This is a genomic window from Actinoplanes sp. NPDC026619, assembly GCF_040638295.1.
GTDB lineage: Bacteria > Actinomycetota > Actinomycetes > Mycobacteriales > Micromonosporaceae > Actinoplanes.
The window spans coordinates 293,414-318,015 of sequence record NZ_JBEZYA010000010.1 but is presented as its reverse complement, the minus strand read 5'-3'; the positions used below and the strand labels follow the sequence as shown (position 1 = coordinate 318,015).

19 protein-coding genes are annotated in these 24,602 nt (G+C 70.8%); 11 read left to right on the top strand and 8 right to left on the bottom strand.

Going from position 1 to position 24,602, the window contains the following annotated elements:
* The first annotated feature begins 19 nt into the window (after window positions 1–19).
* Complete coding sequence (locus AB0E90_RS23455; RefSeq protein ID WP_360409273.1) at window positions 20–415, top strand: type II toxin-antitoxin system RelE/ParE family toxin; 396 nt, start codon at window positions 20–22, stop codon at window positions 413–415.
* Window positions 412–726 carry a helix-turn-helix transcriptional regulator gene (locus tag AB0E90_RS23450; protein WP_360409270.1) on the top strand — a complete coding sequence of 105 codons (315 nt, stop codon included), beginning with the start codon at window positions 412–414 and terminating at the stop codon, window positions 724–726. Before AB0E90_RS23455 ends, AB0E90_RS23450 begins: the two co-directional genes overlap by 4 nt.
* A gap of 51 nt (window positions 727–777) precedes the next feature.
* On the opposite strand, the gene AB0E90_RS23445 is transcribed toward AB0E90_RS23450, so the two are convergent.
* Both AB0E90_RS23445 and AB0E90_RS23440 read right to left on the bottom strand, forming a co-directional pair.
* On the bottom strand, window positions 778–1,101 hold the full coding sequence (locus AB0E90_RS23445; protein ID WP_360409267.1) for a hypothetical protein: 324 nt from the start codon (window positions 1,099–1,101) through the stop codon (window positions 778–780).
* Between the two features lie 25 nt (window positions 1,102–1,126).
* Window positions 1,127–1,504, bottom strand: coding sequence for a DUF1304 domain-containing protein (locus AB0E90_RS23440; protein WP_360409264.1), 378 nt, complete (start codon window positions 1,502–1,504; stop codon window positions 1,127–1,129).
* Window positions 1,505–1,568: 64 nt separating this feature from the next.
* Here AB0E90_RS23440 and AB0E90_RS23435 point away from each other — a divergent pair, with 64 nt between their 5' ends.
* The 7 genes from AB0E90_RS23435 (at window position 1,569) to AB0E90_RS23405 (ending at window position 16,101) form a co-directional block, all read left to right on the top strand.
* Window positions 1,569–3,350: a Xaa-Pro dipeptidyl-peptidase gene (locus AB0E90_RS23435; protein ID WP_360409261.1), complete on the top strand. Its 1,782-nt coding sequence runs from the start codon at window positions 1,569–1,571 to the stop codon at window positions 3,348–3,350.
* A gap of 54 nt (window positions 3,351–3,404) precedes the next feature.
* Window positions 3,405–3,908, top strand: coding sequence for a MaoC family dehydratase (locus AB0E90_RS23430; protein ID WP_360409258.1), 504 nt, complete (start codon window positions 3,405–3,407; stop codon window positions 3,906–3,908).
* A gap of 34 nt (window positions 3,909–3,942) precedes the next feature.
* A complete protein-coding gene (locus AB0E90_RS23425; RefSeq protein ID WP_360409256.1) occupies window positions 3,943–5,070 on the top strand; it encodes a hypothetical protein in 1,128 nt (375 codons plus the stop codon).
* Window positions 5,071–5,184: 114 nt separating this feature from the next.
* Complete coding sequence (locus AB0E90_RS23420) at window positions 5,185–11,631, top strand: HYD1 signature containing ADP-ribosyltransferase family protein (RefSeq protein ID WP_360409253.1); 6,447 nt, start codon at window positions 5,185–5,187, stop codon at window positions 11,629–11,631.
* On the top strand, window positions 11,628–11,933 hold the full coding sequence (locus tag AB0E90_RS23415; protein WP_360409250.1) for a hypothetical protein: 306 nt from the start codon (window positions 11,628–11,630) through the stop codon (window positions 11,931–11,933). Before AB0E90_RS23420 ends, AB0E90_RS23415 begins: the two co-directional genes overlap by 4 nt.
* 192 nt (window positions 11,934–12,125) lie before the next feature.
* Window positions 12,126–15,614, top strand: coding sequence for a choice-of-anchor D domain-containing protein (locus tag AB0E90_RS23410; protein WP_360409247.1), 3,489 nt, complete (start codon window positions 12,126–12,128; stop codon window positions 15,612–15,614).
* A gap of 214 nt (window positions 15,615–15,828) precedes the next feature.
* Complete coding sequence (locus tag AB0E90_RS23405; protein WP_360409244.1) at window positions 15,829–16,101, top strand: hypothetical protein; 273 nt, start codon at window positions 15,829–15,831, stop codon at window positions 16,099–16,101.
* A gap of 80 nt (window positions 16,102–16,181) precedes the next feature.
* On the opposite strand, the gene AB0E90_RS23400 is transcribed toward AB0E90_RS23405, so the two are convergent.
* Genes AB0E90_RS23400 through AB0E90_RS23390 form a run of 3 tightly spaced genes read right to left on the bottom strand, consistent with a single transcriptional unit; the run spans window position 16,182 to window position 19,320 of the window.
* Window positions 16,182–17,054: an amidohydrolase family protein gene (locus tag AB0E90_RS23400; protein ID WP_360409241.1), complete on the bottom strand. Its 873-nt coding sequence runs from the start codon at window positions 17,052–17,054 to the stop codon at window positions 16,182–16,184.
* On the bottom strand, window positions 17,051–18,028 hold the full coding sequence (locus AB0E90_RS23395; protein ID WP_360409238.1) for an aldo/keto reductase: 978 nt from the start codon (window positions 18,026–18,028) through the stop codon (window positions 17,051–17,053). The genes AB0E90_RS23400 and AB0E90_RS23395 overlap by 4 nt, the downstream gene beginning before the upstream one ends.
* Complete coding sequence (locus tag AB0E90_RS23390; protein WP_360409235.1) at window positions 18,025–19,320, bottom strand: enolase C-terminal domain-like protein; 1,296 nt, start codon at window positions 19,318–19,320, stop codon at window positions 18,025–18,027. The genes AB0E90_RS23395 and AB0E90_RS23390 overlap by 4 nt, the downstream gene beginning before the upstream one ends.
* 72 nt (window positions 19,321–19,392) lie before the next feature.
* Here AB0E90_RS23390 and AB0E90_RS23385 point away from each other — a divergent pair, with 72 nt between their 5' ends.
* Window positions 19,393–20,742 carry an NAD(P)/FAD-dependent oxidoreductase gene (locus AB0E90_RS23385; RefSeq protein ID WP_360409232.1) on the top strand — a complete coding sequence of 450 codons (1,350 nt, stop codon included), beginning with the start codon at window positions 19,393–19,395 and terminating at the stop codon, window positions 20,740–20,742.
* Here AB0E90_RS23385 and AB0E90_RS23380 read toward each other — a convergent pair.
* Window positions 20,677–21,513, bottom strand: a complete 837-nt coding sequence (locus AB0E90_RS23380; protein ID WP_360409229.1) for a universal stress protein — start codon at window positions 21,511–21,513, stop codon at window positions 20,677–20,679. The two genes, AB0E90_RS23385 and AB0E90_RS23380, sit on opposite strands and share 66 nt — an antisense overlap.
* A complete protein-coding gene (locus tag AB0E90_RS23375; RefSeq protein WP_360409226.1) occupies window positions 21,510–22,010 on the bottom strand; it encodes a flavodoxin domain-containing protein in 501 nt (166 codons plus the stop codon). The genes AB0E90_RS23380 and AB0E90_RS23375 overlap by 4 nt, the downstream gene beginning before the upstream one ends.
* 160 nt (window positions 22,011–22,170) lie before the next feature.
* Between AB0E90_RS23375 and AB0E90_RS23370 the strand changes: the two genes are divergently transcribed.
* Complete coding sequence (locus AB0E90_RS23370; RefSeq protein WP_360409223.1) at window positions 22,171–23,577, top strand: glycoside hydrolase family 6 protein; 1,407 nt, start codon at window positions 22,171–22,173, stop codon at window positions 23,575–23,577.
* A gap of 38 nt (window positions 23,578–23,615) precedes the next feature.
* Here AB0E90_RS23370 and AB0E90_RS23365 read toward each other — a convergent pair whose 3' ends face one another.
* Window positions 23,616–24,464 carry an SMP-30/gluconolactonase/LRE family protein gene (locus AB0E90_RS23365; RefSeq protein ID WP_360409220.1) on the bottom strand — a complete coding sequence of 283 codons (849 nt, stop codon included), beginning with the start codon at window positions 24,462–24,464 and terminating at the stop codon, window positions 23,616–23,618.
* Window positions 24,465–24,602 lie beyond the last annotated feature (138 nt).

The window sequence follows — 24,602 nt, the reverse complement described above, 5'->3', positions numbered from 1 at the left end:
TTCAGGCTATAGTTGGCCAATGCCCCCGGACGCGCCCCGTCGCTGGTCCATCAAGACCACTTCTGACGTGCGCGCCTGGTTGCGGGCATTGCGGCAGGCCGATCCGGACGTGTTCCGGTCGGTGAACGTCGCCATCGACATGCTCGCCGAGATCGGCCCAGCGCTCGGCCGCCCGATGGTCGACACATTGCAGGGATCGGTCATCGGCAACCTCAAAGAGCTGCGTCCCCGCTCGGGCCGGGACGTCGCGATCAGGGTGCTGTTCGTCTTCGACCCGTGGTCGCAGGCGGTTCTGTTGGTAGCCGGCAACAAGGCCGGTGACTGGAGCCGGTGGTACACGGCGGCAATCCCGATCGCCGAAGGCGCCTACGAGACGTGGCTGGCCGAAGAGAGAAAACGGAGGGACGACTCATGAGCGAGTTCCACGACTGGGACGACCTCCGGGCGGAGCTGCACGACGGGGACGAGGAGGCTCTGGCGGCGGAGCGGGGACGGACCGAAGCCTGGATCAGCGCTTATCACCTCGCCGAAGAGCGTAAGCGGCTGGGCATGACGCAGCGCGAGGTCGCCGAGCTGATGGGTGTCTCGCCGGGGCGCGTGAGCCAGATCGAGAACGGAGATCTCGACGCCAACGAGGTCGCGACCCTGAGCCGCTATGCGCGGGCGTTGGGTGCCCGAATGCGGATCATCTTCGACTACGGCAACGACCTACGCCAGATCGCCTGACGAACACAGCTGCTCCACCGTGAGTCGCGCAATTCGGTGGCCGGGCACGGGTCAGGCTGCTGCTAGGTCTGGGAGTTGCTGTTCCCACACCCCGATGAGGTCTCTGGCGGTCAACCGTCGGATCTTCGGCCAGTCCTCGACCAGGCGCGACCAGTTGATCCACCGGGCCAGATCGGCCCGCTGCCCTTCGCCGATCAGCGTTGTGTACAGGGTCAGCCGCCGCCGTGGATCGGTGACGTCGAATGGAGGGCTGCCGGACCAGCACAGGCGATTGGGCAGTTCGATCAACCCGATGGCTGGACCGGCGAACTCTCCGCGGGCGGGAATGCGGCCGGAGATGCTGCCTGCCCGGAAGAGGACTTGGTTGATACCCACCCGCCGATTCTCGCAGCCGCCGGCGTCAGGCGACGATCAGCAGGATGATCGCGATCAGTGGGGCGAGGCCCTGGACGGTGGCGGCTCGGAGCATGCGGCGGTTTGTTGAGAGCAGGACCAGGGCGGCGGCGATCATGCTGCCGCAAGCTGCTGCTACCAGGGCTCGGCCGGCCTGGGCGGGGCCGGTGTGCAGCAGGATCAGGCCGACGGCGGCGATGATGGCCAGGAACAGGTTGTAGAAGCCCTGGTTGAAGGCCCATGGGCGGACCGCGGGCACGTCCGACTCGGGGACGCCGAAGGTCTGGTAGCCCGCGGGGCGGGGGAACAGCACGGCCTCCAGCACGAAGATGTAGACGTGGATCAGTGCTGCCAGCAGGGCGGCGATCTGGCCGACGGGATTCATGATCCGGATTGTGCACTACCGGGGCGGGGCCACACACATCGATCTGCACCGATATGGTCGGGCGATGCGACTGATACGGCTGATGGCCGTCACTCTGAGTGCCCTCACCGCCTCTGTGGCCTTCGTCGCGCCCGCTACCGCGGCAGCGAAAGGTCCCACTCAACCGATCTACGACTACACCCAGGCCGTCCGGGAGCGGGTCTGGGTGCAGACCCCGGTGGACAGCGACGCCGACGGCAAACCCGACCGGGTCGCGGTTCGCATCATCCGGCCGGCCACCAGCACCCGGGTGCCGGTGATCTTCCAGGCCAGCCCCTATTACGCCGGCCTCAACGACGTGCCCAACCACGATGACGTCGACCGGGCCGGCGGCAGCTTCGCCGCGGCGCCGGGGCTCGATCGGGCGGCCGAGACCGTCACGTTCGGCGGGTACCTCGACAACTACTTCGTGCCTCGCGGCTATGCCGTCGTGTTCGCCGACAGTCTCGGCAGCGGGGGGTCGGACGGGTGCCCGACCTCCGGCGGGCGCAACGAGACCCTCGGGATGAAAGCGGTCGTCGACTGGCTCAACGGGCGCGCGCCGGGCTTCGACGAGAGCGGCAACGCGGTTTCGGCGGGGTGGTCCACCGGGCGTACCGGAATGATCGGGGTCTCCTACAACGGGACACTGCCGAACGCGGTGGCCGCCACCGGGGTGCGCGGGCTCGAGACGATCGTGCCGATCGCGGCGATCTCCAGCTGGTACGACTACTACCGCGCCAACGGCGGGGTGGTCGCGCCCGGTGGCTTCCAGGGGGAGGACACCGACATCCTGGCCAAGGCGGTGCTGACCCGGGCGCATCCCGAGGTGTGCGCCGGGGTGATGGCGGCGCTGGAGAAGGAGCAGGACCGGGTCTCCGGCGACTACAACGCCTACTGGGCCGAGCGGAACTACGTGCCCGACGCCGGCAAGGTGCGGGCCAGCGTATTCGTGGTGCACGGGCTGCACGACGACAACGTGCGCACCCAGCAGTTCGGTCAGTGGTGGAACGCGCTGCGCGTGCCGAAGAAGATCTGGCTGCACCAGGCCGCCCACGCCGACCCGTTCAACGTGCGGCGCGACGTCTGGCTGGACACCCTGCACCGGTGGTTCGATCAGTGGCTCTATCACATCGACACCGGGATCATGCGCGATCCGGTCGCCGACGTGGAGACCGCGCCGAACCAGTGGCAGACCTCGTCGTCCTGGCCGATCCGGCAAGCTCGCGCCGTTGCCGTGAAGCTGGGTGACGGTCCCCGGCAGAGTTTTGTGGACGATCCCAGCCGTACGCCGGACAGTCTGGTGCAGAACGAGACCGCGACCGATCCGAACCGGCTGATCTATCTCGGGCCTGCCTTGACGCGTGAAACGCGGCTTTCCGGGACCGCCTCGGTGACCCTGCGTGCCGACCTGGCCGGTGACTCGCCATTCCTGACCGCGATGCTGGTCGACTACGGCACGGCCGACCGCTGGATCGGCACCCGCACGCTGCCGGTGCAGGACTGCATCGGGCCCGGCATCCCGGAGGATCCGGGCTGCTTCTCGCAGCGCGAGCACGTGGTGGCGTCGACGCCCTACGAGATCGTCACGCGCGGGTGGCTGGACGTGCGCAACCGGCTGTCGCCCGCGGTGACGAGGCCGATCAGGGCCGGTCAGCCGTACACGTTCCGCTGGAGCCTGCAGCCGGCGGACCACGTGTTCGCGGCCGGCCATCGCATCGGCCTGGTGATCGTCTCGACCGACCGGGACCACACCCTGCGCTACCCGGCCGGCACCGTGGTCGGCGTCCACCCGTCGCTGTCGAAGGTGACGTTGCCCCTGGCCTGACGCTTTGCCCGCCGCGCCTCACCGACGAGGGCGCGGCGGGTTAGCGTCAGGACCATGACGGAGCTGCTGAGCGGTACGGATTTCGCGGCCGGGCGCGACGAGCGGTACTTCGAGGACTATCGGCCCGGCGCGGTCTACGAGTACGGCCACGTAATCATGGACGAGGCCGAGATGCTGGCGTTCGCGCGGCAGTTCGACCCGCAGCCGATCCACGTCGATCCGGAGTTCGCCGCAGCCGGGCCGTTCGGCGGGCTGATCGCCAGTGGCTTCCACACCGCCGGGATCTTCATGCGGATGTACGCCGACCACTACCTCTCCCGGGTCGCCAGCCTCGCCTCGCCCGGCCTCGACGAGCTGCGCTGGCCGCTCCCGGTGCGCCCCGGTGATCGACTGCGCCTGCGGGTGACCGTCCTCTCGGCGCGGCCCTCGAAGTCGAAGCCCGACCGCGGAGTGGTGCAGTCCCGCGGCGAGATGCTCAACCAGAACGACCAGATCGTGCTGTCGCTGACCGCCATCAACATGCTCCGGCGGTATCCAGCGGCTTCTACAACTCCCTGACCCAGGAGACGCAACTTCTCCCTGGGAGTTCCAGATGGATGCGGTAACCGGTATAGGACCCGTCGGCGGACCGGTGTGGGTCGCCTGGCGGGAGGGGACACTGACCCGCGCCAAGGAGCTGGAGGCCCTGGCCGCGTGGGTGCGCACCAAACAGGCCCGCGATCTGCAGTCCCGCGACGAGGACGCGATCCTCGACGACGCGATCCACTGCCACCTCGACGCGGCCCGCGACGCCGCCACCGTCAAGAAGCTCAACCCGCGGCGCCGGCTGCGGCTGTTCCGGAACGGCCCGCTGATGGAGCGCGCCTCCAGCAACCTCGACGCGGCCGAGGCGCACATCCTCAACATCGCCCCGGCCGGGTACGTGCTCGGGCAACTGCCCTGCCTGCTGCGGCACGTGCGCTGCCACCTGGCCGCCACCGACCCGGGCCGGCAGGAGTTCGAGCGCATCGCCCGCGGGGTCGGCCCGGATATCGACCAGGCCACCCGCGAGGCGGTCATCGTCGAGGAGCGCGGCAAGATCGTGACGACCGTGCGGGCGGCCGGCTCGGCGGCGCTGCGCGAGCAGATCCGGCTGCGCAGCTTCCGCAACGTCGTGGTGGCCACCACGGTGGTGATGTGGCTGATCGCGCTCGGAGTGGCGGCGGCCGGGTTCTTCGCGCGCACCCTGGTCCCGCTCTGTTTCGCCCCGGCCGAGTCCGGCACGGCCGTGGTGGTCTGCCCGGCTGCGCAGTCCGGGCGGTTCACGCCGTCGCAGGACGCCGGCACCACCCCGCCGGTGCTGGACATCGACGACGTGGTCGCGGCGACCGCCACCCCGATGGACCTGATCGTGGTCGAGCTGGTCGGCATGACGGCGGCGGCCATCGCCGCGGCGGCCGCGATCCGCGGGATCCGCGGCTCCTCCGAGCGGTACGGCCTGCCGGTTGCGCTGGCCGCGCTGAAACTGCCGACCGGCGCGCTGACCGCGTTCCTCGGCCTGCTGCTGATGCGCGGCCAGTTCGTGCCGGGTCTGAGCGCCCTCGACACCAGCGCGCAGATCCTCGCCTGGGCCCTGGTTTTCGGCTACGCCCAGCAGCTGTTCACCCGCCTGGTCGACCAGCAGGGGCAGAGCGTGCTGAACAGCGTGCGCCCGCCCGAGGCAGGAGATCCGCAGAGATGAAAACGAGATTTCGAACTTCATCGAGATAGGCCGGAGCGGTCAGACATAGATCAAGTTCGACCGTAGCCTCCGTGTGCCGGGCCGGCTGCCCGGCATACGGGGGAAGGCTGCCGCATGCTGTCCAAAATCGTGTTCGCGCTGGTGCCTACGCTGACGAGCATCGTCGTCGCGGGTGGGCCGGCCAAGGACGTACCGCTACCGGATCCGAAGCCGCTGAAACGGGTGACGCTGAGCGAGCCGCGGGCGGCCCGGAAGGCGCCGGCGCCCAAGCCGTACGCGAAGTTCGATGCGGCCGGGCACCACACGTTGCCGGGCGCGCAGCGGGCGACCGTGGCCGTGGGCACGGCGGCCCACGTCGGGCCGGTCACCCTGGCGAAGCCGCAACGGGGCGCCGCCCCCGGCCGGGTCACGGTGGCCACCGCCGACCAGGCGACGGCCCAGGCGGCGGGCGTGCACGGGCTGCTGTTCTCGGTCAAGAGTGCGGCGGGCGCGGGCACGGTCGGCGTGCAGGTGGACGCGTCGGAGTTCCGGAGCGCGTACGGCGGAAGTTATGCGTCACGGCTTCACCTCGTACAGCTGCCGGTCTGTGCCCTGACCACGCCGAGCCGGCCGGAATGTCAGACCGCGACGCCCGTCCCGGCCGCGGCGCAGCCGCTGTCGGCGCAGGTCGCCGTCGCGGCGAGCGGAGAAACCGTGCTCGCCGCGACCGCCGACGCGAGCGGGCCCAGCGGCGACTACTCGGCGACCAGCCTGTCGCCCGGCGGCTCCTGGTCGGTGAGCGGCAACACCGGCGCGTTCACCTACAGCTACCCGATCGCGGTGCCGCCGCCGATCGCTGGCGTGGGGCCGAGCGTCAACCTCTCCTACAGCTCGGCGGCGCAGGACGCGCGGACCGAGGGCACCAACAACCAGTCGTCGTGGCTGGGTGACGGCTGGTCGGCGATGGACAACTTCGTCGAGCGCACCTACCGGTCGTGCACCGACGTGACCGGCTCGGGCGCGCCGAAGGGCAGCGCCGACCTGTGCTGGGGCGGCGAGATCCTGACCATGTCGCTCAACGGGCAGTCGACGCAGATCGTCTACGACGACACGACCAAGACGTTCCACCCGGCCGCCGACAACTCGACCACCAAGATCGACCGGCTGACCGGCGCCACCAACGGGACGAAGAACGGCGAGTACTTCCGGGTCACCGAGAACGGGATCCAGTACTACTTCGGGCTCAACCGCCTGCCCGGCTGGGCGGCGGCGAACGACGAGACCAAGTCGGCCTGGACCGCGCAGGTCTACCAGGCACACGACGGCGTTTCGGCCTGCTCCGACTCGTCGACGTTCGCGGACACCGCCTGCACGCTGGGCTACCGCTTCAACCTCGACTACGTCGTCGACAGCAACAACAACGCGATGGCGTACTACTACACGCCGGAGACCGGCTACTACGGCGCGAACATGAAGAACACCGCGACGTCGTACGTCCGGGACGGCTACCTCCGGCGCATCGACTACGGCCTGACCGCGTCGACGGTCTACGCCGCCGCCCCCGAGCAGGTGGTGTTCGGCACCGAGGAGCGCTGCACCGGCGACTGCACCCTCAGCTCCGCCCACCCGGAGTTCTACCCCGACGTCCCGGTCGACCTGAACTGCGACGCCACCGGCGACTGCACCAGCCACGGCCCGAGCTTCTGGTCGCGGCGCAAGCTCACCTCGATCACCACCCACGTCCGGGTGGACGGCGCCGACAAGACCGTGGACCGGTACGACTTCGGCCAGACCTTCCCGGACAACGGCGACCACGCGCCGACCCTGTTCCTCGAGACGATCACGCACACCGGCCTCGACCGGCTCGGCGGCGCGGGCGCGGACGCCTCGGCCGGCACCGTCACGTTCTACCCGGCGCAGCTGCCGAACCGGGTCGGCACCCTGCCCGGCCTGCCGCTGATGTACTACCACCGGATCGGCGTGGTGGTCACCGAGACGGGCGCGGAGACCGACATCTCCTACAGCACCCCGGATTGTTCGAGCGTGCCGAGCGACCCGTCGACCAACACGACCGGCTGCTTCCCCGTCTTCTGGACCCCGGAGGCGCAGCCGGCGCCACTGCTCGACTGGTTCTACACGCACCCGGTCAGCAAGGTCGTCACGCTCGACCCGCACAACAACTTCCAGGACGGGTCGCAACCCAAGCTGGTCACCTCGTACGCCTATCTGGGCAAACCCGGCTGGCACCACGACGACAACGAGGTCGTGAAGGCCAAGAACCGCACGTGGGGCCAGTTCCGCGGCTACCCGGAGGTCGATGTCACCAGCGGTGACACGTCGATCTTCCACTACACCGACGGCACGAAGGTGTACGACCAGAAGTCGCTGACCAAGTCGTACTACTTCCTCGGCATGGACAAGGGCAACCTGACCAGCATCGACGGCAGCGTCACGGTCGCCGACGACAACGTCTACGCCGGGCAGGTCTTCGAGACCGACACCTTCACCTCGGCCGGCACCATCGACCACGCCACCATCACCGTGCCCACCTCGATCGGGCCGACCGCGTCGCGGGCCCGCACCGGGCTGCCCGCGCTGACCGCGCAGATGGTGCGCACGGCGAAGACCGTCAACCGGCAGAAGGTCTCGTCCGGCTGGCGCACCACCGAGGTCGACACGTTCTTCAACCGCACCCTCGGCCAGCGCACCACCGGCATGGCCGTGCAGGCCGACGACCGGGGCGAGCCCGGCGCGACCGGCAACGTGGCGCACTGCACGTTCACCAAATATCTCGACGGCCCCAACCAGCTCGAGGTCGCGGGCGAGGTCATCACCACCGACCAGGACTGCACCGCGGCCGGCGCCAACGCCTCCGGCACCCTGCTCTCCGACCTGCGTACCTCGTACGACGGGCTGGCCTACGGGACGGCGCCGACGGCCGGCAACCCGACCCGGACCCAGCAGGCGACCACCGCCACCGGCGTCACCCCGTCCGCGTGGGTGGACCTGACCACCACCACGTACGACTCCTCCGGCCGGGCCGTGGCCGCGGTGCGCACTCCCAACGCGAAGATGGCCGACGGCACGACCAGCCTGGCCCAGACCGTCTGGACCCGCCGGTCGCCGGCCGCCGGGGCGCTGCCGTCGCAGTTCACCACCGTCGTGCAGGTGACACCGGGCGTGGACTGCTCGGCGGCCACCGTGTCCAGCACGGACTGCCAGGTCAGCACGCAGGAGATGGACGAGCCCCGGCAGTTGCCGGTCACCGGCGTCAGCACCGCCGGGCAGCTCAGCTCGATGAGCTACGACGCCCTCGGCCGGCTCACCGCGGTCTGGCAGCCCAACCGGAGCAAGGCGGCCGGGGCCTCGGCCAACATCACCTACGCGTACGCGGTGAACAGGACCGGACCGACCGTCGTCACCACCCGCACGCTGCTGGAGGACGGCACCTACAACGTCAGCAAGACGCTCTCCGACGCCCTGCTGCGCACCCTGGAAACCCAGTTCACCGGCGAGAACGGCGTCCGCCTGGTCAGCGACACCCAGTACGACTCGCACGGCTGGACCGTCCTGACCAACGACGCGTACGCGACCGCCGGCGCCCCGTCGGACACGCTGGTCTCGGACCAGCTGTCCCAGGTGTCGATCCCGCGCACCACGGTCACCGACCACGACGCGATGGGCCGCGCCACCCAGGTCACCACCGAGCACAACGGCGCCGAGCAGTGGCACACCCGGACGGTCTACACCGGTGACACGACCACGGTCGTGCCGCCGGCCGGCGGGGTCGCCACCACCCAGACGCTCAACGGCCGGGGCCAGGGCACCCAGTTGCGGCAGTACACCACCGCCCCGGCGCTGAGCGGCACGATCACCGGCGGGTTCACCGCCACCGGCGGCGGCGGCTACGACACGAAGTACGCCTACACCGCCCTCGGGCAGGAGTCCACCGTCACCGGGCCGGACAACGCGGTCTGGTCCAACGGCTACGACCTGCGCGGCCGGGTCACCTCGCACACCGACCCGGACACCGGCGCCAGCCTCACCGCCTACGACGACGCCGGCAACGTGACCGTCACCCGCGACGCGCGCGGCATCCAGCTCGGCTACACCTACGATCTGCTCGGCCGCAAGCTCACCGCCGTCGACAAGAGCAAGAGCAATTTCAAGTTCGCCTCCTGGACGTACGACACGGTCCAGATCGGCAAGCTCACCTCGTCCAGCCGCTACGTCAGTGGCGTGACCGGGGATTACACGGTCGCGGTCACCGGTTACACGGCGCTCGGGCACGCGCTCGGCGAGACCATCACCCTGCCCACCGCCGAGCAGCCGCTGCCGGGCAGTTACACCACCGACTTCGCCTACTCGACCACCACCGAGCTGCTCGCCCGGCAGACCGACCCGGCGATCGGCGGCCTGGCCGGCGAGACCATCACCTACGGCCATGACCAGCTCGGTCAGCCGTCGACGACCTCCGGCATCGACCAGTACGTGGGCTCGACCAGCTACACCGACTTCGGGCAGTTGTCCCGGGTCACGGCCGGGCCCACGGCGAACCAGGCCGAGGCGCTCTACTCCTACGAGGACGACACGCTGCGCCTCAAGGGCCGGCAGGTCTACCGGTCGCAGGGCGTCGGGCCGCTGATCGACGACGTCGCCTACCAGTACGACGACGCCGGCAACACCCTGTCGACCGTGGACAAGCAGTCGGAGAGCGGCAACGTCGTCACCGACACCCAGTGCTACCGCTACGACGGGCTGGCCCGGCTGGCCGACGCGTGGACGTCGTCGGCGGCGTGCACCGCGACCCCGGCGGCGATCTCGAGCACGGCCGGTTCGTACTGGCAGACGTTCGCCTACAACGCGGTCGGCGACCGCACGAGCGTGGTGGACCACGGCATCGCGGGCGCGGCGGACTCGTCCACGACGTACACCGATGGCTGTTCTTCGGGTTGTAACCGCACCGGAGCCCAGCCGCATACCCTGACCGCCACCACCGGTGGCGCCGATCCGGCGACGTTCGTCTACGACGTGGCCGGCAACCTGCTGACCCGCACCCCGGCCACGACGGCCGCCCAGACGCTGAAGTGGGACGACGAGGGGCACCTCGCCGAGGTCACCGCGGCCGGCGCGACCACGAAGTACCTGTACGACGCGGACGGCAACCAGCTGATCCGGCGCGATCCCGGCCGCACCGCCCTGTTCGCCGGCGACACCGAGATCGTCATCAACACCTCGGTGAGCCCGGCGGTGTCGCTCGGCGCGGTCCGCACCTACGGTCATGGCGGCGGCGGGACGGCGGTCGCGGTGCGGTCGACGCTGCCCGGCGGCGGCACGAACTACCTGTTCAACGACCCGCACGGGACGGCCACGCTGGCCATGGACACCACCAGCCAGCAGGTTGCCCGGCAGCAGTTCAAGCCGTACGGCGAGGCGCGGGCGGCCGCCGGCACCACCGCATGGCCGGACATGACCCGCGGTTATCTCGGCAAGTCCAAGGACCAGGCGACCGGCTACACCGATCTCGGCGCCCGCAAGTACGACCCGTCGCTGGGTCGCTTCATCAGCGCCGACCCGGTGTTCGAGGCGACCGACCTGAGCCAGCTGGGCGGCTACGCCTACGCCGGCGACAACCCGGTCACCCGCTCGGACCCGGACGGGCTGCGGGCCAAGGACCCGGACCTGGACGACCAGTTCGGCCGCCCGAAGGACCAGGACAACGGCTGCGGCAGCGCCAATGCCTGCGAGCACCACCAGGAGCAGGAGCAGACCAACTCCGGCTCCAGCTACGTGCCGATCACCAAGCACGTGACGGTGCAGACCAGCGACCCGCACTACGGCCGGATGAACGTCGCGTTCGCGCACGCGATGAGCGACATCGACCCGAAGCACCGGAACCTGTCGACGTCGCAGGAGATGGCCATCTGGCACATGATCTGCGTGACCGGCAAGTACGGCTCGAACGTCTGCCCGGACAGCATGAAGACCGCCCTGACGAACCTGATCGACGGCCCCGGCCTGAGCGGCATCCCGCCGGTCGAGCGGGAGTTCATCGACCAGGGCATGGTGTTCGCGGTCGGGTCGGCCTTCGCCCCGGAGGGCGGCATGGGCGAGCTCATGCCGATGCCGCCGGAGCCGGCGCACGAGTGGAACTCGCTCTACCACTACACCGACGAGGACGGCATGAACGGCATCGTCAAGTCGGGCGAGATCCGCCAGTCCACCGGGGAGAACGCCCGGTTCGGGGATGGGCAGTACTTCTCCGACGTCCGGCCCGGTTCGATGCCGCTCTACAAGATGTCCGAGCTCTTCTTCCGGACCTCGAAGAAGGCCGACCGGATCACCCACTACGTCGAGATCAGCGTGCGCAGCCTCGACGTGCAGGAACCGCGACCGCACACGATGGTGGTCCTCAACTCGGGCAACCTGAACGTCCGCGGCCTGATGATCGCGGCCGGCGGCAACGGGCCGCCCAAGATGGCCCCGATGGAGCCGACTTCGCGCTGGCCGGACGTGTACGGCGGCGAGCCGCTCTACGGTTATGGCTCGGCGGCCGGCGGTGGCGGAGCGGGGGGCGAATGAGATACCTCGAGTGGCACCTGCGGGCGTTCCCGGTGCGGTGCTGGGACGAGGTCGACGACGAGCGCCGGTCGTTGCGGCACGTCGAGTTCGACGAGGAGCTCGTCGGCTACACGGCGGCGGCGTCGCTGGCCGAGACGCTGCACGCCCGGGACACCGGCGGAGTCGGCGGCGTGGTGGCGTACGAGCGGCGGTTCGGGGTGTCGCCCGAAGGACCGGTCCCCGATGTGCACGACGGCGCCGTTCCACTGGCCGCCGAGGAGTTCGAGCGGATCTGGACGGCGGCGCGGTCCCACCTCGACTGACGCACCGCCCCGATTGACGAGCCCGCGTGGGATATCCCGCGCGGGCTCCTCTTTTCCCGTTTGCAATCCAAGTCTTGCAAAGTTCTGTCTCGATATTGCGCTCGTGTGTCGCGGACGTTACGTTGCCCGGTATCCCCCTGATGTGGACGGAGCCCCGACCGGCCGCATCGTTTCGTCCGAAAGCGAGCACCCATGTCCAGAAGAAGGCTCGGCGTAGCTCTCACCGCCGCCGCCCTGCTCGGCACGACGCTCTTCTATGCCGCCCCGGCCGAGGCGGCCGCCTCCGGAGGCAGCGGCGCCACCCTGCCGTACGTGGAAGTGCAGGCCGAGAGCTCCACCACCAACGGCTCGATCATCGGGCCGTCCGCGGCCTACAACACGCTCGCGGCCGAGGCGTCCTACCGCAAGGCGGTGACGCTCGCCGCCGGGCAGTACGTCGAGTTCACCAGTCCGGTGGCCACCAACTCGATCGTCTTCCGCTACAGCATCCCCGACTCCAGCGGCGGCTCGGTCTACACCACGCCGCTCAACTTCTCGATCAACGGGACCGCGTCGGCCGCGTTCACCCTGACCAACGCGTACAGCTGGTTCTACGGCAGCTATCCGTTCACCAACCAGCCCGGCAGCAACCCGCACCACTTCTACGACGAGGCGCACCGGCTGCTCCCGTCGAGCTACGCCGCGGGCACGAAGTTCCGGTTGACCGCCACCTCGGCCACGACCATCGACCTGGCCGACTTCGAGACCGTGGCGGGGGCCCTCGCGCAGCCGGCGGGCTCGGTCTCGGTCACGTCGAAGGGTGCCGACGCGACCGGCGCGGCCGACTCGACCGCCGCGTTCAACTCGGCCATCCAGTCGGCCGGCGCCGGCGGCACGGTGTGGATCCCGTCCGGCACCTTCAAGATCCCGGGGCACGTCGCGGTCAACAACGTGACGATCAAGGGCGCCGGCATGTGGTACTCGACGGTCGTCGGCGCGGCCCCCGGCTTCTACGGCAACGACGCGCCCAACGCGAGCACCGGCGTGCACCTCGCCGACTTCGCAATCTTCGGTGATGTGCAGGAGCGCAACGACTCCGCGCAGGTCAACGCGGTCGGCGGGGCGATGAGCAACTCCACCGTCGACCGGCTCTGGATCGAGCACCTCAAGGTCGGCGCGTGGATGGACGGGCCGATGGACAACTTGGTCTTCGCCGGGATACGGATCCGCAACGTCACCGCCGACGGCGTCAACTTCCACCAGGGCGTGACCAACTCGAAGGTCACCAACTCCGACATCCGCAACACCGGTGACGACGGCCTGGCGACCTGGGCCGAGTCGGTGGCCGACGCGAACGACTCGTTCGACCACAACACCGTGCAATATCCGATCCTGGCCAACGGCATCGCGATCTACGGTGGTCACGACAACTTCGTCACCGACAACCGGGTGATCGACTCCGGCCTCACCCAGGGTGGCGGCATCCACGTCGCCCAGCGTTTCGCGTCCACCACGCTGGGCCGCACGGATGTCCTGCGCAACACGATCATCCGCTCCGGTGGCCTCGACCCGAACTGGCAGTTCGGCGTCGGCGCGCTCTGGTTCGACGCCCGCGACGGCGCGATGACCGGCCTCACCAACGTCGACAACATCCTCATCCAGCAGAGCCCCTTCGAGGCGATCCAGTTCGTCTCCGGTTCCCAGATCACCAACGTAAAGATCAACAACGCGACGATCCAGAACACCGGCTCGTACGTCGTGCAGGAGCAGGTGGGCGGCTCGGCGACGATCTCCAACAGCACCGCCACCGGCACGCTCGGCCCGGCCGCGCAGTACAACTGCGGCGTCGGGTTCACCCTCACCGACGGCGGTGGCAACTCCGGGATCTTCGGCTCGACCGCCTGCACCCAGGTGACCAACCCGGCCTTCCCGCCGTACCTGCCGGACAACGGCTCGCTGATCTCGATCAGCCCGTCCACCCTCGGCTTCGGCTCGGTCGCGACCGGCACGACCAGCGCCGCCCAGACGGTCACCGTGACCAACTCGGGTTCCGCCGCCGCCCCGGTCTCGGGCATCGCGGTGACCGGCGACTTCGCTCAGACCAACACCTGCGGCTCCTCCCTGGCCGCAGGCGGGTCATGCACGTTCAGCGTCCGCTTCGCACCGGCTGCGGCCGGCGCGCGCACCGGCAACCTGACGATCACCGCGTCCGGCATCACCAGCACCGTCCCGCTGTCCGGCACCGGCGTGGCGCCCGGCCCGGTCCTGTCGGCGTCGCCCGCGGCGCTGTCGTTCGCGGGGACGATCGTGGGCGCCACCTCGGCGGCTCAGACGATCACGGTCACCAACACCGGCACCACGGCCGCGACCATCTCGGGCGTCACCGCGAGCGGTGACTTCGCGCAGACCAACAACTGCGGGTCGGTTGCGGTGGGTGCCTCCTGCACGGTCACCGTCACCTTCAAACCCACCACCTCCGGTACGCGTACCGGCAGCGTCGTCCTGACCGGGAACGACTCGCTCACGGTCGCGCTGTCCGGCAGCGGCATCGGCTCCGGCACCAACATCGCGGCCGGCCGCCCGGCCACCGCCAGCAGCCAGGTCAACACGACCCAGGCCGCGACGACCACCACCGACGGCGACGCGAACACCTACTGGGAGAGCAACAACAACGCGTTCCCGCAGTGGCTGCAGGTCGACCTGGGCGCCGCGTACGGCGTCGGCAAGGTGACCCTGAAGCTGCCGCCGGCCACCGCCTGGGCCACCCGCACCCAGACCCTGGCCGTGCAGACCAGCACCGACGGCTCGAGCTTCGGCACCGCGGTCGCCTCGGCGGCGTACACGTTCGACCCGGCCACCGGCAACACGGCGTCGATCACCGTGCCCGGCACGTCGGCCCGCTACGTCCGGGTCAACATCACCGCCAACTCGGGCTGGCCGGCCGGCCAGGTCGGTGAGCTCGAGGTCTACCCGGGCGGCGGAGCCGGCAGCGGTCCGTCCCTGGCGGCCGCCCCGTCGTCGCTCACCTTCGGCACCCAGGCGCTGAACACCACCAGCGCCGCCCAGACGGTGACCGTCACCAACAGCGGCACCGCCGCCGCGACCGGCCTGGCCGCGTCGGTGACCGGCGACTACGCCCAGTCGAACAACTGCGGCACGTCGCTGGCGGCCGGCGCGTCCTGCACCGTGACCGTCACGTTCCGCCCGACCGCCGCCGGCGCCCGCACCGGCACCCTGACGGCCGGGACCGCCACGGTCGCGCTGACCGGCACCGGCGCCGGCACGACCAGCACCAACCTGGCTGCCGGCAGGGCGACCAGCGAGTCGAGCCACGCCGACGTCTACCCGTCGGGCAACGTGACCGACGCCGACCAGAACACCTACTGGGAGAGCGCCAACAACGCGTTCCCGCAGTGGGTGCAGGTGGACCTCGGCTCGGCCCAGAGCGCCGGCCGGGCGGTGCTGCAGATCCCGGCGGGCTGGGGCGCCCGGACCGAGACGCTGTCGGTGCTGGCCAGCACCGACGGCACCACCTGGACGACGGTGAAGGCCTCCGCGGCGTACGCCTTCACCCCGTCGGCCGGCAACGCGGTGACGATCACCTTCACCGCGACCACCCAGCGTTACTTCCGGCTGAACATCACGGCGAACACCGGTTGGGCGGCCGGGCAGATCTCCGGCTTCCAGATCTGGAACACCTGACCCAGCAGCAGGTGGACACGCCCGGGACCGCCATGGTCCCGGGCGTTTCCGTGGGGAAAGTGAAACGCGGCCGTGACCATTCGGATCACGGTGAGTTAGTCGGTCGGCTGACCCCGCACGACGGACACCACGGATCTTGGCGGTGTCGCAGCCACCGGGTGGCGATCATGACCGCTCACACTGTCGTCATCAGCGACGATCCGAGGAGACATCGGTGCCTGAAGGAACAACACTTGCCCGCTTGGTGGACGAGTTCGTGGTCACGCTCCACCAGGGCGGCATCGCCATCGACCGGCAGATCGTGGAGCAGGAGATGCGCGACCGCATCGCCGACATCGCCGAGCGCCTCAGGGCCGACCCGGACACCGTCCTGCGAGACCACGCCAGCCACAGCTGGGGCCGCCGGATGGCCACCGACGTGATCGCCCAGATCCAGAACCAGCGCCTGCTCGACCCAGCCGGCCCACCCGCTCAGATCGCCGGCTGACGCCGCTCGCCCCATCGGCGCCGGGGCATCCTGCGGCGGCGCCGGGGCCGTGTTCCCGTTGACCCGGCGCTTCCGCGGATTCAGCGCCGAGGATCCGGGCCGAGATCCGAGCCGCGGTCCAGGCCGTAGGTCCGGGTGGCGACCTGCTCGAACACCGCCGGGCGCGCTTCCGCCGGGATCATCGCGGTCAGCGCGGTGAGCCATTCGGCGTAGCCGGTGGCCAGCGTGCACACCGGCCAGTCCGAGCCGAACATCAGGCGCTCGCTCCCGAAGGCCTCGAATGCGACCTCGACGGCCGGGCGCAGGTCGTCCACCGACCAGCGTTCCCAGTCCGCCTCGGTCACCAGGCCGGACAGCTTCGCGGTCACCTGCGGGCAGGCGGCCAGCGCCGTCAGGCCGGCCGCCCAGCGGGCGAAGCCCTCGCCGGTGCGGATCGGCGGCTTGCCGAGGTGGTCGAGCACGAAGCGCACCGACGGCAGGGCCTGCGCGCAGCGGGCCGCGGACGGCAGCTGATCGGCGCGGATCACCAGGTCGAAGGCCAGGCTGAGCGAGCCGATGAGCGCCAGCCCGTCGCGAACTGCGGGGCGATCGAGATAGCCCGGGTCGGCCTCCGACTGGATCTGCGAGCGGAGCCCGACCAGGAGGTGCCCGCCCGGCAGGTTGCGGTAGCCGGCCACGGTCGCGGCCAGCGACGGGTCCTCGGGGTCGGCCCAGGCGACGACCCCGGCGATCGCCGGGGTGGCCGCGGCGTGGGCGAACAGGATCGCCGCCTCGGCGGTGTCGCACCGGCCGCCCTCGACCAGGATCGAGCGGCCGACGCCGGCCGCGGCCAGCTCGGCGCTCAGCTGGGCCGGCGTGAAGTTCCGGCGGATGGGGGCCAGCGCCGGCTCGTCCAGCCAGTCGTAGCCCTGGTCGGTCCGCCACAGGTGGTGGTGCGCGTCGACGATCGTCATGCGGCGCCGGCCGGGACCGGGGCGTCGGCGCGCAGCAGGCCGCGGTCGATCAGGTCGGGCCACAGCGTCGCGGGCGGCGGCGGGCCGAAAGCCAGCCCGGCGTTGCGTCTCGACTGCTCGGGGCCCTGGGCGCCGGCCACGACCGCGGCGATGGCGGGATGGGCGCTCGCGAAATGCAGGGCGGCGGCCGGCAGCGTGGTGCCGTGGCGCTCGCAGACGGCAGCCATCGCCGAAGCGCGTTCCACCACCGTCGCGGGCGCGTGCTCGTACTGATAGGGCAGCTCGCGGTGCGGCCGGTCCTCGGCGAGGAGGCCGCCGTTGAACACCGCGGCGTTGAGCACCGTGATGCCCCGCCGCGAGCACAGCGGCAGGAGCGCGTCGAGGGCCGGCTGATCCAGCAGCGTGTAGCGCCCGGCCACCATCAGCACGTCGACGTCGGTCTCGGCGGCGAACCGGGTCAGGACGGCCACGTCCATCGAGCCGACGCCGATCGCCCGCACGACGCCCTCCGCCCGCAGCCGTTCCGCTGCCGGGTAGGCCGATTCGATCGCCTCACCGGCGTGGCCCTCCGGGTCGTGGAGCAGCAGCAGGTCGACGCGGTCCAGGGCGAGCCGCTCCAGGCTCTCGGCCAGCGACCGGCGCACCCCGTCGGCGCTGAAGTCCCACACCCGCCGGTGGGTGGCCGGCACGTCGAACAGGTCCGGGTCGCGGCCGGCGGCGGGGGAGTCGTCCGGCACCAGGAGGCGGCCGGCCTTGGTGCTCACCACGTACTCCTCCCGGGGTCGTTTCCGCAGCGCGGCGCCGAGCCGCCGCTCGGAAAGCCCGAGCCCGTAGTGCGGCGCGGTGTCGAAGTACCGGACCCCGGCGTCCCAGGCCGCGTCGACCGTGGCCGTCGCCTCGTCGTCGCCGATGGCCCGGTAGAGGTTGCCGAGCTGCGCACAGCCGAGCCCGAGCCGGCCGAAGGGAAGTGTCATGGCTTTTCCGGGTAGGTGAACGCCTGGATGGACGCGGGGGACATGGTCGCGCTGAATCCGGGGGCGGTCGGCGCCAGGTAGCGGCCGTGGCGGATCACCACCGGGTCCTCGAAGTGTTCGTGCAGGTGGTCGACGTACTCGATGGTCCGGTCCTGCATTGATGTTGAGATGGCGACGTGGTCGAACATGGACAGGTGCTGCACCAGCTCGCACAGGCCGACCCCGCCGGCGTGCGGGCAGACCGGCACCCCGAACTTCGCGGCCAGCAGCAGGATCGCGATGTTCTCGTTGACCCCGGCGACCCGGGCGGCGTCGAGTTGCAGATAGCTGAGCGCACCGATCTGCAACATCTGTTTGAAGACGATGCGGTTCTGCACGTGCTCGCCGGTGGCGACCCGGATCGGCGCGATGGCCTTGGCGATCGTCGCGTGGCCGAGCACGTCGTCGGGGCTGGTCGGTTCCTCCACCCACCAGATGTCGTACGGGGCCAGCGCCCGAATCCACTCGATCGCGACCGGCACGTCCCACCGCTGATTGGCGTCCACGGCGATCCGGATGTCCGGGCCGCACACCTCCCGCGCGATCCGCAGCCGCCGCAGGTCGTCGTCGAGATCGGCGCCGACCTTGAGCTTGATCAGCCGGAAGCCCTCCCCGACCGCCTCCCGGCACAGCCGCCGCAGCTTCTCGTCGTCGTAGCCGAGCCAGCCGGGCGAGGTCGTGTAGGCCGGATAGCCGCTCCGCAGGATCTCGTCCTCGCGTTGCGCACGACCGGATTCGGCGCGCCGCAGGATCAGCAGGACCTCGTCGCGGGTGAGCGCGTCGGTGAGGTACCGGAAGTCGACCAGATCCACGATCTCCTCCGGCGTCAGGCGCGACAGCAGCTGCCACAGCGGCAGCCCGGCCCGTTTGGCCCGTAGGTCCCACAGCGCGTTGATCACCGCGCCGATCGCCATGTGCATGACGCCCTTCTCCGGCCCGAGCCACCGCAGTTGCGAGTCGTGCACCAGCTCCCGCCAGATCCCACCCATGTCGGCGAGCGTCGCCTCGACCGGCCGCCCGACCAGATAGGGCCGCAATGCCGCGATCGCCGCGGTCTGCACGTCGTTGCCGCGCCCGATGGTGAACGCGAAACCGTGCCCCTCGTGCCGGTCGGGGTCGTCGGTGCGCACCACGACATAGGCCGCGGAGTAGTCCGGGTCGGGGTTCATGGCGTCGGAGCCGTCGAGGTCCCGCGAGGTGGGGAAGCGGATGTCGTGGGTCTCGACGGCGGTGATGCGGGAGGCGGGTGGCATACGTCGGATGTCTATCACAAGCAGTGGGCGGCGTCACTGTCACAAAACGCGGGGCCGGCCGGTCCTGTTTGTATGACTGAGCATCGTGTCGTGGTCGTCGGCGCCGGCTTCGGTGGACTCTTCGCCACCAAGACGCTGCGTCGCGTGCCGGCGAGAGTGACCCTGATCAACCCCACCAATTACCACCTGTTCGAGCCGCTGCTCTATCAGGTCGCGACCGGCATCCTCTCCGAGGGCGAGGTGGCGCCGCCGATCCGGGAGATCTTCAAGGCGCACGACAACCTCGACGTGCAGCTCGGCTGGGTCACCGATGTCGACCTGGTCGCCCGCGAGGTGCTGGTCAGCGGCTTCGACGGGCGCGAGCGGCGGGTGCCGTACGACTCGCTGATCATCGCCGCGGGCGCGCAGAACTCATACTTCGGCAACGAGGCCTTCGCCGAGCATGCGCCGTCGCTGAAGAACATCGACGACGCGCTCGAGGTCCGCAGCCGGATCTTCCACGCGTTCGAGATGGCCGAGATCGCCGACGACGAGGACGAGCGGCGCCGCTGGCTGACGTTCGCGATCGTCGGCGCCGGGCCGACCGGGGTGGAGCTGGCCGGGCAGATCGCCGAGCTCGCCCAGCGCGCCCTCAAGGGGCAGTACCACCACGCCGACCTCGGGCAGACCCGGATCGTGCTGATGGACGCGGTCGATCGGGTGCTGCCGGCGTTCGACCCGGAGCTGTCGGCGAGCGCCCTGAAAACCCTGAAGAAACTGAAGGTTGAGGTACGCCTGGGAACGCGTGTCGTGGATGTCGACGAGGCGGGCGTCACGGTTGCCGGTGGCGAGCGCGTGGAGGCGTACACCAAGATCTGGGCAGCCGGGGTGAAAGCGCCCAGCCTGGCCACCCGGCTGGCCGCCGCGACCGGAGCGCCGGCCGACCGGGCCGGGCGGATCGTGGTCGAGCCCGACCTCACCGTGCCCGGCCATCCGGAGATCTTCGTGGTCGGTGACATGGCCGCGCAGAACCTGCCGGGCGTCGCCCAGGTCGCCATGCAGGGCGGCCGTTACGCCGCCCAGGTGATCAAGGGGCGGCTGGCCGGGAAACCGGTGACGAAGCCGTTCACGTATTTCGACAAGGGCAACATGGCCACGATCTCGCGCTTCTCGGCCGTCGCCAACGTGGGGAAACTGCACCTCAGCGGCCTGCTCGGCTGGCTCGGGTGGATCGGCGTGCACCTGTTCTATCTCATCGGGTTCAAGAACAAGGTGACCACGCTGATGCACTGGGTGGTCAGCTTCCTAGGGCGAGGGCGCTCCGAGCGGATCTCCACCTCGCAGCAGATCCACGCCCGGAACGCCCTGCACCACCTCTCAACGGACGACCATCACCGGGCAGTCGGCGTGGTGCAGCAACTGCAGGACGGTCGAACCCAGTAGCGCCGCGGCAACGGTGCCGTGGCCGTGGCTGCCCACGACGGTCAGCGCGGCGTGCCTGGTCGCCTCGACGAGCGCGGCCGCCGCGCCGTCGTGCGTCAGCACCGTCTCCAGCCGGACCTGCGGGTACCGCTTCCGCCACGGCGCGAGCTGCTCCTCGAGACGGGACCGCTCGGCCGGGTCGTCGGCCGGCGGCATCGGCACGCCGGCCAGCCACCGGGGGATGGCCGGCAGGTAGGAGCGGATCACGATGAGCGTGGTGTCCCGCTCGGCGGCGGCCGCGAACGCGGTCGGCAGCACCTGCCCGGCTGCGGGGGAGTCGTCGACGCCGGCCACCACCGCGCCGTCGCCGGATGCGCCGTCGCGAACCACCGCGACCGGGCACGGCGCGTGCGTGGCCAGACGCTGGCTGACCGAGCCGAGCAGCATGCCGGTGAAGCCGCCGCGGCCCCGGCTGCCGAGCACCAGCAGGTCGGCGCCCTCGGCCCACTCGATCAGGCGGGGGATGGCCGGGCCGGGCCGGGTGTCGGTCTCGATGTAGAGGTCGGGGACGGCCGCCCGGGCCCGGTCGCGCGCGTCGGCGACCACCGCCTTGGCGAGGGACTCGGCGACGTCGAGGTATTCGGCGCCGATGTCGTAGCGGGACTCGAGCCAGTCGCTGTCGTACGCATAAACGATCCGCAGGCTCGCCCGGCGGCGGCGCGCCTCGGCGGCCGCCCAGGTGACCGCGACGGTGGCCGCCTCGGTGCCGTCGGTGGCGACGATGACGCTCATGACCGCTCTTTTGTGGTCGAGAGGGCGAGGAGGCTCGTCGCCCAGGTGCGGGCGCGGTCGGCCTCGCTCTCCAGCAGTGGGCCGGTCGTGCCGCTGACCCGGAACTCGGCCGGCGTCGACACGACCCGGCAGCCGAGCCGGCGCAGCCGCTTGGCGGATTTGCGGGCCGCCGAGCCGGACATCGGCTTGTTCATCCGGGTGCAGAACGCGGCCGCGGCGACGCCCGGCAGCGGGACCGAGGTGTCCAGGTATTCGCGCAGGCCGAGCGGGCCCGGCTCGGCGCCCTGCCGGGCGGCCTCCTCGCGGGAGGCGGGGCGGCTGAGCCCGAACGCGTGCGTGGGCGAGCCCACGACCAGCAGGTCGAAGCCGGCCGCCGAGGGCGCGGCGTTGACCTCGGTCAGGGTCACCTCGGCGGTCTCGGACAGCCCGTCGGCGATCGCCCGGGCGAGTTTCGCGGTGTTGCCGAACATCGATTCGTAAACGACCAGCGCTTTCATGCTCAGCCTCCTCGGTCTCCATGCTGTCGCCGCCGGGGCCGGGGGGTCAGGGCCGATCGGCCCTTGAGGACGGGACCTGTGTTGCCCGGACGTTCCCGGCGGGTTACCGTCTGGGAGCGCTCCCATTGACGGATGTCTCTTCACCTCGGAAGGAAGGTCCGTGTCCCCTCTCCCCGCCACCTCCCCCGCTCGCCGACGGCTGACCACCGCCGGACTCGCCGCCGTCTGCGCCACCGCAGCCGCCGGCGCCTGGACCCTCGCCGGCGGCACCGCCTCGGCCGGCACGATCAGCGGCGCTCTCTACCGCGACTCCGACACCGCCGTCGCCCGCTGGGTCACGGCCAACCCCAACGATTCGCGTACGGCGGTGATCCGCGACAAGGTCGCGAGTCAGCCGTCGTCCCGCTGGCTGTCGTCGTTCAACCTCGGCACCGTCCAGGCCGAGGTCACCTCGTACGTCGGCGCGGCCACCGCGGCCGGGCAGATCCCGCAGCTCACCCTCTACGGGATCCCCAACCGGGACTGCGGTGGCGCCAGCGCGGGCGGCGCGCCCGATCTCGCCACCTATCAGACCTGGGTCGACAACATCGCCCGCGGGCTCGGCAGCCAGACCGTGCTGATCCTCCTCGAGCCCGACTCGATCGCGCTGCAGACCTGCCTGAGCAGCAGCGAGATCCAAGCCCGGGACGCGGCTCTGCGCACCGCCACGCAGACGCTCAAGGGCGCCAACCCGAACGCCAAGGTCTACCTCGACGCCGGCCACTCGGCGTGGAACGCGGCGAGCGTCCAGGCGTCGCGACTCGTCGCGGCGGGCGTGGCCGACGCGGACGGCTTCTATTCGAACGTGTCGAACTTCAACTCGACCGCGAACGAGGCCGCCTTCGGCCGCTCGGTCCTGTCGGCGCTGTCCGGGCAGGGTGTCTCGGGCAAGCGTCAGGTCATCGACACCAGCCGCAACGGCGGCGCGTCCGGTGACTGGTGCGGCGACGACAACACCGACCGGCGGATCGGTTCCTACCCGACCATCGCCACCGGTGACGCCAACATCGACGCCTACCTGTGGGTGAAGCCGCCGGGCGAGGCGGACGGCTGCAAGTACGCGGCCGGCTCGTTCCAGCCGGACCTGGCCTACAGCCTGGCCGGCTCGGCGCCGAACCCGCCGGTGACGACAGCGCCCACCACGGTCCCGACCACGGCCCCCACCACGACGGTGCCGACGACCGCGCCGACCACCACCCCGCCGGCCACCGTGCCTACGCCCACTCCCGCCGCCGCGGGCTGCTCCGCGACCTACCAGACCACGAGCACCTGGTCGGGTGGCTTCCAGGGGCAGGTCACGGTCAAGGCGGGCGGCAGCGCGATCGGCGGCTGGACGGTCACCTGGACGCTCGGCAGCGGCCAGACGATCAGCCAGGCGTGGAACGGTGAGCTGAGCACCAGCGGCTCGGCCGCCACCGTTCGCAACGTCTCGTGGAACGGCGCGCTCGCCGCCGGTGGCACCGCCCAGTTCGGCTTCCTCGCCAACGGCACCGCCACCACCCCGGCCATCACCTGCACGGCCAGCTGAACGGTCCGGGCCCGGTCACGCGGCCGGGCCCGGCCCTCTCAGACGGGGATCGCGATGATGTGGCCCTCGCGGACGGCCCGGCGCGCGTGCTCGAAGAAGTCGGGGGCGGCGCACGCGAACAGGGTGTTGTTGCCGAACGCGCAGGCGTAGACCGGCGTGCCCGGCCGGATCTCGTCGGTGATCGTGCCGCCCTCGACGACGCGCAGGAGCCGCGAGCCGGTCGCGTCGGCGATCCACAGCGCGCCCGCCGGGTCGAGGCACGCGCCGTCGGGGGCGACCACGAGCTGGGGGAGGACCTTCTCGAACTCGCGCTCGGTCGGCAGCGGGCCGAACTGCGCCCAGACCCGCCGGTTGGTGAGCTCCCCGTCCGGGGTCAGGTCGAAGGCGGTGACCCGGTTGCCGAAGGTCTCGTTGACCAGCAGCACCCCACCGTCGGTGAGCACCGAGCCGTTCGGGAACCACAGGTCGTCGGCCACCTCGGTGACGCCGCCGTCCGGATCGACGCGGTGCAGCGACGCCGGGGCCAGCGGCGCGCCTCCCATCAGGTCGAAGCCGAAGTTGCCGACATAGACCCGGCCCTGATCGTCGACCGCCATGTCGTTGAGGTGCCCGGTGGCGTGGCCGCCGAGGTCGGCGTGCACCACCAGCGAACCGTCCTGTTCGCGGCGCAGGATCTTCCGGTCGCGCATCGAGACCACGAGCAGGCGGCCGTCCGGCAGCCAGCCCAGCCCGGACGGCTGCTCCGGCACGGTGGCCTCGACCCGGATGTCCGAGCCGTCCGCCCGCGCCGACCGCACCAGGCCGCCGTAGAAGTCGGAGAACCAGAGCCGCTCGTCGTGCCAGCGCGGCGCCTCGGCGAAATGAAGATCGGCGATGACGGTCTGCATGGAGCCACCTCCCGGTGAACCGCATGGTCACCACGCCGGCCGGCCGATGTCAAGGCCGGCGGCCGGATAACGGAAGGCGGGACATCGACGGCGGCGGTTATGCTCCGCGCCGAAAGATCCGGCCACGGGGGAGTTCCG

Excerpts from the sequence above, each read along its gene's own strand:
- AB0E90_RS23455 (WP_360409273.1), top strand. The coding sequence starts at position 20 with ATGCCCCCGGACGCGCCCCGTCGCTGGTCCATCAAGACCACTTCTGAC.
- AB0E90_RS23450 (WP_360409270.1), top strand. The coding sequence starts at position 412 with ATGAGCGAGTTCCACGACTGGGACGACCTCCGGGCGGAGCTGCACGAC.
- AB0E90_RS23440 (WP_360409264.1), bottom strand. The coding sequence starts at position 1,504 with ATGAATCCCGTCGGCCAGATCGCCGCCCTGCTGGCAGCACTGATCCAC.
- AB0E90_RS23435 (WP_360409261.1), top strand. The coding sequence starts at position 1,569 with ATGCGACTGATACGGCTGATGGCCGTCACTCTGAGTGCCCTCACCGCC.
- AB0E90_RS23430 (WP_360409258.1), top strand. The coding sequence starts at position 3,405 with ATGACGGAGCTGCTGAGCGGTACGGATTTCGCGGCCGGGCGCGACGAG.
- AB0E90_RS23425 (WP_360409256.1), top strand. The coding sequence starts at position 3,943 with ATGGATGCGGTAACCGGTATAGGACCCGTCGGCGGACCGGTGTGGGTC.
- AB0E90_RS23420 (WP_360409253.1), top strand. The coding sequence starts at position 5,185 with ATGCTGTCCAAAATCGTGTTCGCGCTGGTGCCTACGCTGACGAGCATC.
- AB0E90_RS23415 (WP_360409250.1), top strand. The coding sequence starts at position 11,628 with ATGAGATACCTCGAGTGGCACCTGCGGGCGTTCCCGGTGCGGTGCTGG.
- AB0E90_RS23410 (WP_360409247.1), top strand. The coding sequence starts at position 12,126 with ATGTCCAGAAGAAGGCTCGGCGTAGCTCTCACCGCCGCCGCCCTGCTC.
- AB0E90_RS23400 (WP_360409241.1), bottom strand. The coding sequence starts at position 17,054 with ATGACGATCGTCGACGCGCACCACCACCTGTGGCGGACCGACCAGGGC.
- AB0E90_RS23395 (WP_360409238.1), bottom strand. The coding sequence starts at position 18,028 with ATGACACTTCCCTTCGGCCGGCTCGGGCTCGGCTGTGCGCAGCTCGGC.
- AB0E90_RS23390 (WP_360409235.1), bottom strand. The coding sequence starts at position 19,320 with ATGCCACCCGCCTCCCGCATCACCGCCGTCGAGACCCACGACATCCGC.
- AB0E90_RS23385 (WP_360409232.1), top strand. The coding sequence starts at position 19,393 with ATGACTGAGCATCGTGTCGTGGTCGTCGGCGCCGGCTTCGGTGGACTC.
- AB0E90_RS23380 (WP_360409229.1), bottom strand. The coding sequence starts at position 21,513 with ATGAGCGTCATCGTCGCCACCGACGGCACCGAGGCGGCCACCGTCGCG.
- AB0E90_RS23375 (WP_360409226.1), bottom strand. The coding sequence starts at position 22,010 with ATGAAAGCGCTGGTCGTTTACGAATCGATGTTCGGCAACACCGCGAAA.
- AB0E90_RS23365 (WP_360409220.1), bottom strand. The coding sequence starts at position 24,464 with ATGCAGACCGTCATCGCCGATCTTCATTTCGCCGAGGCGCCGCGCTGG.